The following is an 11,000-nucleotide window of genomic DNA, read 5'->3' on the forward strand; positions in this document are numbered from 1 at the left end:
CAGATCGACGGCGGGGAAATCCGGCCCGCCATGGCTGCGGGACATATCCTGGTGGTTGGTGCCGGGCTGGCCGGCGCCACCACGGCCAGGGCCCTGGCCGAGCGGGGCTGCCGGGTGACCGTGGTGGATCCAGACGGCACCGCCAGCCATGCATCCGGCAACCTGGCCGGGGTGGTCTACAGCACCCCCAGTGCTCACCTCACTCCCCAGAACCGGTTCTATCAGCAAAGCTACGGGCATGCCTTGCGCTGGCTGCGTCGCTTCAAGTTTCCCGCACAGCCTCAAGACGGCAATCTCAACGGCGTGATCCAGCACTACGTAGACGAGCGCCAGCAAGACAAACTGGAGCAGGCCATGGCAACCGGCGCCTGGCCACCGGAACTGCTCCAGCCCTACGGCGACAACGCGGTGCAACTGCTTGGCGGCGGCTACCTGCGCCCGGCCCGCTGGTGCCAGCTTCTGCTGGACCACCCAGCCATCAGCCAATTGCCCGCCCGGGTAACATCCATTGAAGAAGGCGCTCCGGCCCAGGTGACCCTGCAGGACGGCGAAATGCTCAGCGCCGACGCGGTTGTCCTGTGTACCGCCGGCCAGAGCCAGTCCCTGCCCGGTCTCGGCTGGTTGCCGCTCAAACACATCCGCGGTCAGGTGAGCTATTGTCAGGCCACGGAAGCCTCCCGACGCTGGCAGCAGGCACAATGTCACGGCGGTTACCTGACCCCGGCCCTGGACGGCCTGCACTGCGTCGGGGCCACCTTCAAGCTCCATGAAGATCACCGCCACGCCACCGACAGCGACGATGCGGAAAATCTGGCTCAGTTGAAGCACTATCTCCCCAACTTCTGGCAGGAGCTGGGTGGTGAGGATATTCAGATCGTCGACCGGCGGGTGGCATTCCGGTGCCAGAGCATCGACTTCCTGCCCCTGTGCGGCCCGCTGCCCGTCGCCACCGACATTCCTCACCGTCCGGCACAAGGGCTCTATCTGAATGTAGCCCACGGCAGCCGCGGCATTACCGGTACCCCCTTGTGTGCGGAGCTGATCGCCGACATGATCTGTGGCCAGCCCCTGCCAACGGACCAGGAAATGATTGACGCCCTGGCCCCGGCCCGGTTTATTGTCCGCAAACGCAAAAAACAACCTGAGTGGATGCCATGACATTAGTCAGCTTGCCGATTACCGCCCTCTACGCCGCCCTCAGCGGTTTCCTGATCATCGCCCTGGCCGCCAACGTGGTGCGCCTTCGTCTGGCCAAGAAAGTCTCTCTGGGTGATGGTGGCCACAAGGACGTAAGTCGAGCCATCCGGGCTCACGGTAACACTATCGAATACATCCCCCTGGCACTGATCCTCATGGCCCTGCTGGAAATCAACGGCGGCGGCAGTACCGCCCTGCACATTTACGGCATCCTGCTGGTAGGCGGCCGTGCCCTCTACAGCTACGGCATGCTGATCCCCCGCAGCAGCGCCAACCTTGCCCGTCAACTGGGCGTCGTCACCTCCTGGCTGGTGATACTCGGCGCTGGCATTCAGCTGCTGGTGGTCTAGAGTTGCAAGAGACAAGTTGAAAGTTGCAAGGCGCGGGAAAGGCAATAGTGGCTATATATGCGATACCCGCGTCCAACCATGTATCGTGAGACTGGACTACCCTAGTCGCAAAACTTGCCAACCAAACCAGATTCCATAGTGATATCCAAGCCCCAAACGCGGACACTGCTTTGCCAAACATCAAAGCGCCTCTCGCGCTTTGTAACTTGAAACTTTAAAACTGAAACTGCTTATGCCCATCATCGTCCCCTGGAAAGACCTGCCCCCGGAAACCCTCACCAACCTGATCGAGGAATTCGTTACCCGTGACGGCACCGATTACGGCGATCAGGAAATCCCCACCGCCACCAAGGTGGAGCAGGTCCGCAATCAGCTGAAGAGAGAGGACGCGTTTGTGGTATTCGATGAGGTGACGGAGAGCGTGTCGGTGATGGGGAAGGAACAGGCTAACGAGGCAATTGACAGTTGATAGTGGACAGTTGACAGCTGCGCGACTGAACCATCGTGGTTAAGTGAAACCTAAGAGGCCGCGCCAAAACCATGAACGCGGCCTCTTAGCTTCAGAATCTAGTGAGTCATTCCGCGACGCTGTCAACTTTCAACTGTCCACTGTCAACTGCCCTTCAAGCAATCGCCCCTTCCCGCGCCCACTCACACCGCACTCTCAACGGCGCCTCGGAAGGCTCATGGCAGACCTCAGCGCTGTCCCAGACAAAGGTATGAAAGCCGGACAGCTCGGTTTCCAGGTGCACCACCGCATTTACCCAGTACATGTTCTTGAGCAGGGATTCGAACTTGGCAATCCAGTGTTCCCACTCGTACTCCACCGCCCGATAGGACATGCCGAAATGGATCACCTGGGTCTGGAAGGTACCGCCCATCAGGTCATCGCCAGGTACCGAGAACATTTCCCGGCACAAAAAGGGCCATTCATCGGCCTGGGGAAGCTGGCGGACGGCCCGGCGGTTATGGAAACAGTGGGTCTTGCGCTCCTGCAAAGTGCCGAACGGCAGATGTTTGATACACCCATAAACGATGGACTCGTTATCCAAGCTGCCCCCTTACTGCATCGGTAATCTGACCCGCACTTTAGCAAAGCCATCCGGTTTTGTGAGTCCTAAATCGTTGAAATCGGCCAAATTGCTTTACTGAACGCGAATCAGCAAAAGGGAAACACCGCCCATCGCATAAGTAACGAGATGCAGATCACATTTTACTGAACACATGGCAGTATCGCTTTCAATTAGGGCCTGAGGCGCAATTGGGGATGTCCAGGCTTGCTTAGCTCACTTGCTTACCAGCTTAAAGGAACGACAACCATGAATATGAAATCCTTTGTACCGGCTATCTTCTCCAGCACTCTCCTTGCCTCTGGCCTGGCCATGGCTGCCACCGATGGCAGCATGGGCGCCGGCGCTGGCGCGTCTTCCACCGGCAGCGCTGTCATCACTTTGAATGTGCCGGACCTGATCAAGATCAGCGACATGAATGACATGACCATCAACCAGGGTAATGGGTTTACCACCAGCGATAATGTCTGCGTGTACCGTAACCTGGCTGGCGGCTATGGCGTTGTGGCGCAGAGCAGCAATGACGCCAACGGTGCCGGTACTGCTGGTGATTTCACTCTCAGCGACGGTGGCACCAGTGTGGTCAATTATTCCGTGACCTGGGACGGGACTCCGCTTACCGAAGACACCGCCGTAACCAGTCTGACCAGCAGCAACACCACCGAAGCCAACTGCCAGACCTCTGGCCCCAATGTAGCCCTGGGCGTCAGCGCTACCGAAAACCAGGTGGGCGAAGCCACCTCCGCTACCGATCACACCGACACCCTTACCGTGATCATCACCGCGGAATAAGCATCATACAGATGGGCCGGACAATCCCGGCCCATCTGCTATAGTGCTCACTTTCCCGATAACGAGAGTCCTATGTGGTTGCGTATTATCGCAAGCAGCTTGCTGGTTTGGTTAACGGCAAATGCTCAGGCCCACATCCGCACCGATCCAAATGCCTTTACCACCACCCATACCTGGAACGGGGGCGATCTGAATCACAGCTTTGCGCTGTGCGTCAGCTCCGTGCAGGAACCCAGCCCGCAGGGTAATACCCCGATTAATTACGCCGTCGAAGCCCAGGGCCCATTTGAGCTGGTGTCCGGCGCAGACAGCATCCCGGTCACGCTGGCCTGGGGCGACCTGGTCAATGGCCAGGAAATCACCTTGCAACCGAATCTCTCCACCGCTGAAGTTTTCACTGGTGCAGTACGCCAATGCCCAGGCGGTAATAACGCCAGCCTGAAAGTGCATGCCAACGGCACAGATATCCAGTCGGTCCCGCCTGGCGTCTACAGCAGTCAATTCAATTTCACTGCCGCCAATTCCGGCAGGGGCAAGTCGCCCGCCAACTTCACCGTCAGCGTGGAAATCACCATTCCCAACTCCATTCAGGTAACCCAGATTGATGACATTGCCCTCGGCACCTTTGATGGCAGCAACAACATCTCACGCTCCGACACGCTGTGCGTCTATCAGGCCAACGGTGGCCAGTACGCCGTCACCCTCACCGGCAGCGGCACCGGCGGCGCCTTTGAGCTGATTTCTGCTGGCAGCAGTGTCCCTTACTCGGTGAGCTGGAACGACGGCAACGGCCCCCAGAGCGCCACCGCTGGCATCCCGCTGGCCGGCATGGGCAACAGCCGCAGCGGCGACCCACAATGCAACGGTGGCGCCAGCAACAACGCCACCGTCAGCGTGGACTTACTCGCCAACGACATGAGCGCCGCCACCGCCTCCGGTGTCCACAGCGGGGTGTTGACCATCATGGTTGAGATGCAATAAAGGCAATTGATAATTGAGAATGGACAATTGATAACGTCGCGGAAAACGTGATGTTTAACCTGAAAGGCATGAGGCCGCGCTCAAGTGATGGGCGCGGCCTCTTGCCTTTAGGTTGCTAGCTAGCCTGCATCGCGCAGCTATCAATTATCCATTCTCAATTATCAATTGCCTCACAAACCACCGCCCCCAACCGCGCCACTCCGTACTGGATCTCCACCGCCCCGGTCTGCAGATTGCAGCGACCACTGGCGGTTTCCACATAGAGGCTGTCCAGGCTGGATTCGGGAAGCTCCAGCTGGAAGTAGCCGTCTTCGTCAGTGAATACCAGGTTATCGAAACCCGGGCCCTGAATGCGGGCACGGGAAAGAGTATTGCCATTCGCATCCTGCAGACGACCAATAGCCACCATCACTCTTTGCAGCTCCCAGGCCAGCATCGCCACATTGCCCGGGTACAGCACCACGTCCCGGGGTGTGCTGTCCAGATTCACAAAATCAGTACCGCGATCTCGCAGAGCGATCTTGTGTACCTGATAGGCAGGCAGCGTCAGAGTCGCCGAGCTGCCGCCTTTCACCACCATCTCCGGGTTACCGTTGACCAGCACATCAAATAGCGCGCCCTCAGCGCCGTCGAGCTTCAGCAGCACCGCCGAATCATTCAGTTGCTCACCACCCAAGGCGGCGCCATCACCAATCACCAGGCTGGTGTCATAACGCACACTGGTCAGGGTATCGCGGCCCCCCCGGTCGGAATCATTGAAGGCCACATCGGCACGGCCACGCCCGTGGCGGGAGCCGTATTCACTGTTGAGCAGAACGGATTGGCGACCCGGATCAAAGTTCACCCCCGCCCCCAGCGTCAGGTCCGCATCAAAACGATCCCGGTCATTCCAGGCGCTGGCCCAGGCGGCGTTAACCCCGTCCTCGGTACCCGGTGCATCGTCCTGAACCCAGCCAAGGTTGGCCTGATGCTGCCAGTCCGGGCGGGTCATCAACCAATTGGCGCCGAGCAGTATCTGGTTGTCACCGTTATTGCGCGTCAGGCTGGCAGACAGGTTGATCACCTGACCGCCTCCCACCCGGAACGTATGCAGGTAGGCCGCCGAGCTGATGGTTTGTTCACTGGCACGGCCAAGTCGCTGACGGCGGTGGGAGAATACCAACTGCCCACGCCCCGCTGGCACCCATAACTCAGCACTGTCACGTCGCACGGAGCGGGGCAACAATCGATATTCTCGCGCATCAAAATCAACGTCAAAAACGGTCGGATCGTCGGTCCAGACCCGTTGGCTGTCGAACTGGAAACGCCAGTCCCGGTAGCGGGCATTACCGCGTAACGTAAAACCGCCACCGCCTTCGCTTTCTACAAAAGTGCTGGCAAACAGCTGTGAATAACGGGAAAACCAGTCGCCACTCACTTCCAGCAGGGCCTGCTCGCCGGTAGCAGCCATGGCCACCCCTCCACCCCAGGTATCCGCAAAGCGCTGACGCAAGCCGGTCATCAACAGGGCGGTCTGCCTGTCTTCCGGCAGAACCTGGTCGCGGGCAAAGGCGGTGGCCTGCCCGACCTGGGCAAACCACAGTTTTTCGCCCTGCGGCGCCAGCCGGCGGCTTTTCACAAAAAACTGCTCTTCCACCCGGGTATTGCCGTTAGCATCGGTGATACGCAGTTCCAGTGTGTAGGCCCCGGTAGGCAGGCGGGCAGTATCCAGACGGCGACGCCCGGATTCCAGAAACTGGCTACCGTAAAGGCGGCCATCCTTGTACACCTCAATGCGGCTGCGAGACGACAGGAACACTTCCACCGAGGTGGCAAAGGCGGAGTCGAGATCCTGGCGACGCACCAACGAGCGGGACACACCGACCCCGGCGATCGGCTGCCGGTCAATCACCGTCAGCATGTCGCTGTTAGGCTGAAACAGGCCAACAGTGAGTTGGTGATCCGGGTAGTTACGTTGCCAGCCCAGTTCATCAATGGACAGCGACTGCTCATCAGTACTGACCCAGTTGGCAAAGCCATACTGGGCGCCTCGGCCTACCAGGCTGCGACCGAACAAACTGGTATTGTTCTCCCCTTCAGCGCTACCTGCATGGCTGAAACTGAGATTCTGCACCCCACCCCACCGGCTTTCCGTGGGTTCAGGCAGATAACGTGGCGCCAGCGCTTCCGGCGCTTCCAGATACTTGGGGTGGATAAACAGATCCGCCCGAAAGCGCTGTTCGTCAAAAATCACGCCGGCAACTTTCGGCTCGATAAGGCCACATTCCTGCTGATGTTCACTGACACAGACCTTGTCGCCGTGGGGGGCCAACGGCGTGGACAGCACCGCCAGCAACCAGGGCTCCGGTTTTACCTGGGGCATAGCGCCGATCAGCGCATCCGGTTCCAGAAAGGTAATTTCTTCGGGAGAGTAGCGAGCAGGGGTAGACAGCACCAGACGATCGCCGAAGTACACATCCACCAGGGTTTCCTGGGGCTCCATCAATGCTTCGAACCCCGGTGGCACGGCGTAATCCTGAGCCATGAGCTGCCCGGCCGGCAAAGAAGCCAGCAGGACAATCAACCCGGCCTGCCAGCGCGATCCCATGGCGGCCGTTCCGATCAGGGGTAACGCTGCTGCCGGGTCTCACCGGCAGTGGTGAGATTGAAACGCACCGGCGCATCCATGGGTAATGCCAGGGTAACGCTGTTACCCGGGTAAAGGCGGCGCCCCTGTACCGGCTCACAGGGTCGGGTAGATGGGCTTGGCGGGCACTGCTCCCCCTCATGCAACAGCACATTCACATTGCCCTTGTTGCTCAGTGTCAGGGACTTGCCGTCGCGCTGCCCTTCCAGTGACACTCCGGTTTGCGAAGGCGCCACAAACACCAGCAACTGGTAGCCCACCAGTACCCGCACGCCAGTGCTATCCATCTGCTCCGGCGGGGCCACCGGTCTCAGATCTACCCGGTAGACCTTCTCCATATCACCATGGCCTTCCAGGTTCACCAGTCGCACCCGGCGACTCCCCCCCGGTGGCACCATCAGGCGCCGCGGCGTGGCAATCAGGGGGGCCGATTCCGGATCCTTCACCGGCAATCGCTGCTCACTGTCGGTACCCGGATCACTCACGGTGAGAATGCCCACATCCACAAACAGGGGCTCTTCTCCTGGGTTACCGATGACCACATCCTGACGCGGTGATTTATCCGCGGGAAAATGAACAATGGCCTTGTCCACCTGCATGGCATACGCCGCCATGACCCCGCTTGCCCATAGCAGCAGACCGAATACAAAACGCAAAGTGTGTTCCCCTTGATGTCTCAGGTCCCCAAAGACCTGCTTTTGTGCTTCTTGTCACATTTTTACAGCGAACCACATTCAAACCGACCGGATTCCGATAAGACCGGACAAACGGCAGTTTAGCGGTAAAGGCAGCTGCAAGTTACAAGCTTCAAGCTGCAACGCGGGCCAGTTTGCTGCTAAACGAATCAACGCGGAGCCGCGCCGGAAGGCTAAGTGGCGAGGAGCGAGTTGAAAAGGAGCGAAAAGCAAAACCACCACTAGAAAGGCTTATGGTTTCGTCTCTCGCAGCTTTCGTTAGGCTTCTTTCTACTTTTTGGCGCGGCGCCAGCGGTAATGACAGTGCAAGATTCGCGTTGCAGCTTGAAGCTTGAGGCTTGCAGCTGCGCTTCTACCGCCCGCAGCTATTCATCTGCTGCTGATAGCGGTTAGCCATGCTGGCGGTGCGCTGTGCGGCGCCCTTCATCCATTTATTGTTCTTCCAGGTGCCACGGGCATAGCCACCGTGGCCGGCATAATAGTTGAGATACAGGTTGTAGGTATCGTTACGGGCAACGCCGTTTTTCTTGTGGCTCTGGTAGTGATACCAGCCCACAAACCTCACCGCGTCCTTGAAGTCATCGCGGTCTGCACCATGGCGACCGGTGTCATCCTGATACCATTGCCAGGTGGAATCCAGTGCCTGGGGGTAACCGTAGGCCGAGGAAGGCCGCTTCCAGGGGATAAAGCCCAGCAGCTTGGTGCGGGGCGGCTTGGCCCGGGCATTGAAGCCGGATTCCTTGTAGATCGTGGCCATCAGTACCGGTACCGGCACGCCGTATTCCTTTTCCGTGTTCTTGGCGTACTTGTACCAGTTGTTGAACCAGCCCCCCCGCTGATCAAACACCGCACAGACATTGTCTGTCTGGGTCGGTGTGCCGGCGCAACCGCCCAGAAGCAGTGCCGCCAATACCAGGGTAAGACCGATTCTCATAATGCTCCCGGATCAATGCCGTGTTGTTCGAATACGGACAGTAGCGCGGCCTCATCGCAGACCTCAACCCCCAGGGACTCGGCCTTGGCCAGCTTGGAACCCGCTGCAGCGCCGGCCACTACCATAGACGTATTCTTCGACACCGACCCGGACACTTTGGCTCCCAACTGCTGCAGGCCATGCTTTGCCTGGTCACGGGTAAACTGTTCCAGGGTGCCGGTGAGCACCCAGGTCTGCCCTTCCAGCGGGCGGCTTTCCGCCTGGGCCGGTGCGCGGGCGGCAAGCTCGGCCACCATGGCTTCAGCTTCCTGCAAACGGGCCTGCCAGCCGTTTTCCGCCAGCGCCTTGCTCAACTGCGTCATCACTCCGGAACGCACGCCCTTGGGCTCCGCGCCGACCCCTTCTGCAGCACCGGCGCTCAGCTCGGCAACGGTGCGATAATGGTTGCCCAGGGTTTCCAGTGACTTGTCACCGATACCTTCAAGGTTCATGCCCAGCCGCTTGGCGGATTTCAGCAGCTGCGCCAGGGTCAGGCTGTGCACAAAGGCTGCTGACGGTTCACCACTGGACTGCGGATTCACCCCGGCAGCCAGCAGCCCATCAATCACCGCCTCGTTATCGGCTTCGGCAAAGAAGGCGCCAATGGCCTTGGCCACTTCCATGCCCACATCCGGTACCGCCAGCAGCAATAACAGCGGCGCCCGGCGAATCGTGTCCAGATCGCCAAAACAATCCGCCAGGTTTTTGGCCGTTTCCTCACCGATCTGCAAGATCCCCAGGGAAAACAGGAAACGCCCCAGGGCGACAGTCTTGGAGTTTTCCAGCGCGGCGATCAGGTTATCGGCGGATTTCTCGCCCATGCGCTCAAGGCCAGCCACCTGCTCCGCCTTGAGCCGGTAAAGATCCGCCACGGTGGCAATCAGCTCCTGGTCCACCAGAGCATCCACCAACTTGTCGCCCAGGCCATCGATATCCATGGCCCGGCGCGAGGCAAAGTGCTTGATGGCCTCACGCTGCTGGGCGCCACAGATCAGGCCGCCGGTGCAGCGGGCCACCACCTGGTCATCGCCACGCAGAATCTCGCTGCCGCACACAGGGCAGTTCGACGGTAGGGAAATATCTTTCGCATCCGCCGGACGCCGTTCCGGCAACGCTCTGACCACCTTGGGAATCACATCCCCGGCCCGGTACACCACCACGGTATCGCCGATGCGGATATCCAGCCGCTGGATTTCATCAATATTGTGCAGCGTGGCATTGCTCACAGTAACACCGCCCACCTGCACCGGTTCCAACCGCGCCACCGGCGTCAGGGCACCTGTGCGCCCCACCTGCCAGTCCACGCCGTTGAGCACGGTGAGTTCTTCCTGGGCAGGGAACTTGTGAGCGATGGCCCAGCGTGGCGCCCGGCTGACAAAGCCCAGATCCCGTTGCCAATCAAAGCGATTGACCTTGTAGACCACGCCGTCGATGTCGTAATCGAGCCGGTCACGCTTTTCCAGAATGCCACGGTAGAAATCCAGCAGTGCATCCACCCCGGCACACAGCCGCACCTCCGGATTGACCCGCAGGCCCCAGCCGCGTAGGGCATCGAGCATGTCAGCGTGGGTGGCCGGTTCGGGCACTCCTTCCAGTTGCGCCATGGAATAGGCATAGAACTCCAGCGGCCGGCTGGCGGTGATGCGCGAATCCAGCTGGCGCAGACTGCCGGCGGCGGCGTTGCGTGGATTGGCAAATATCTTCTGCCCGGCTTCTTCCTGACGAGCATTGAGCGCAGCAAAGCCAGCATGGGGCATCACCACTTCGCCACGTACTTCCAGCCGTGCCGGCACCTTGTCGCCGCGCAGCTTGAGAGGCACTGAACGGATGGTGCGAGCATTGGTGGTGATGTTCTCGCCGGTCTGGCCATCACCGCGGGTTGCCGCCCGCACCAGTTCCCCGTCCAGGTACAACAGGGAAATCGCCAGCCCGTCCAGTTTGGGTTCGGCCACATAATCCACGGTATCGGACACATCCAGGCGCTCGCGCACCCGATTGTCAAAGGCGCGCAGCTCATCATCGTCGAAGGCATTATCCAGGCTGAGCATGGGCACTTCGTGCTGCACCTGATCAAACGCGTCCAGCGGCACATCCCCCACCCGCTGGGTGGGCGAATCCGCTGACACCAGCGACGGGTGCTCCGCCTCCAGCGCCTGCAATTCACGATAAATACGATCGTACTCCGCATCCGGTACCGCCGGATCATCAAGCACGTAATAGCGATAGGACCAATCGTTGAGCTGGTCGCGCAGGTGTTGGGCTTTCTGGAAGATGTCTTGGGAAGGCTGGCTCACGGGACGGTGTATTCCTGTGTCT

At 59.7% G+C, this 11,000-nt stretch carries 10 protein-coding genes; 5 read left to right on the forward strand and 5 right to left on the reverse strand.

Features of this window, described 5'->3' with window-relative positions; all coding sequences use genetic code 11:
- The 3 genes from mnmC to HUJ17_RS13660 form a co-directional block, all read left to right on the forward strand.
- A partial coding sequence (gene mnmC / locus HUJ17_RS13650) for an FAD-dependent 5-carboxymethylaminomethyl-2-thiouridine(34) oxidoreductase MnmC (protein WP_290511206.1) occupies window positions 1-1,158 on the forward strand: 1,158 nt, incomplete at its 5' end.
- Window positions 1,155-1,547 carry an MAPEG family protein gene (locus HUJ17_RS13655; RefSeq protein ID WP_290511207.1) on the forward strand — a complete coding sequence of 131 codons (393 nt, stop codon included), beginning with the start codon at window positions 1,155-1,157 and terminating at the stop codon, window positions 1,545-1,547. The genes mnmC and HUJ17_RS13655, both read left to right, overlap by 4 nt.
- A gap of 232 nt (window positions 1,548-1,779) precedes the next feature.
- Complete coding sequence (locus HUJ17_RS13660) at window positions 1,780-2,016, forward strand: YheU family protein (protein ID WP_366471183.1); 237 nt, start codon at window positions 1,780-1,782, stop codon at window positions 2,014-2,016.
- Between the two features lie 154 nt (window positions 2,017-2,170).
- Here HUJ17_RS13660 and HUJ17_RS13665 read toward each other — a convergent pair whose 3' ends face one another.
- A complete protein-coding gene (locus tag HUJ17_RS13665; RefSeq protein ID WP_290511208.1) occupies window positions 2,171-2,599 on the reverse strand; it encodes a hypothetical protein in 429 nt (142 codons plus the stop codon).
- A 267-nt stretch (window positions 2,600-2,866) separates the two neighbouring features.
- Here HUJ17_RS13665 and HUJ17_RS13670 point away from each other — a divergent pair, with 267 nt between their 5' ends.
- Complete coding sequence (locus HUJ17_RS13670; protein ID WP_290511209.1) at window positions 2,867-3,409, forward strand: hypothetical protein; 543 nt, start codon at window positions 2,867-2,869, stop codon at window positions 3,407-3,409.
- Between the two features lie 72 nt (window positions 3,410-3,481).
- A complete protein-coding gene (locus HUJ17_RS13675) occupies window positions 3,482-4,390 on the forward strand; it encodes a hypothetical protein (protein ID WP_290511210.1) in 909 nt (302 codons plus the stop codon).
- 154 nt (window positions 4,391-4,544) lie between these two features.
- Here HUJ17_RS13675 and HUJ17_RS13680 read toward each other — a convergent pair whose 3' ends face one another.
- The 4 genes from HUJ17_RS13680 to ligA all read right to left on the reverse strand — a co-directional run bounded on the left by HUJ17_RS13680 (window position 4,545) and on the right by ligA (window position 10,978).
- Window positions 4,545-6,977, reverse strand: a complete 2,433-nt coding sequence (locus HUJ17_RS13680) for a TcfC E-set like domain-containing protein (RefSeq protein WP_290511211.1) — start codon at window positions 6,975-6,977, stop codon at window positions 4,545-4,547.
- 14 nt (window positions 6,978-6,991) lie between these two features.
- Window positions 6,992-7,672: a fimbria/pilus periplasmic chaperone gene (locus tag HUJ17_RS13685; RefSeq protein ID WP_290511212.1), complete on the reverse strand. Its 681-nt coding sequence runs from the start codon at window positions 7,670-7,672 to the stop codon at window positions 6,992-6,994.
- Window positions 7,673-8,063: 391 nt separating this feature from the next.
- Entirely contained in the window at window positions 8,064-8,645 is a 582-nt protein-coding gene (locus HUJ17_RS13690; protein WP_290511213.1) for a transglycosylase SLT domain-containing protein, read from the reverse strand.
- Window positions 8,642-10,978, reverse strand: a complete 2,337-nt coding sequence (gene ligA, locus HUJ17_RS13695; RefSeq protein WP_290511214.1) for an NAD-dependent DNA ligase LigA — start codon at window positions 10,976-10,978, stop codon at window positions 8,642-8,644. Before ligA ends, HUJ17_RS13690 begins: the two co-directional genes overlap by 4 nt.
- Between the last annotated feature and the right edge of the window lie 22 nt (window positions 10,979-11,000).

The organism is Alcanivorax sp., from assembly GCF_014762765.1.
In the GTDB taxonomy this organism is placed as follows: domain Bacteria; phylum Pseudomonadota; class Gammaproteobacteria; order Pseudomonadales; family Alcanivoracaceae; genus Alcanivorax.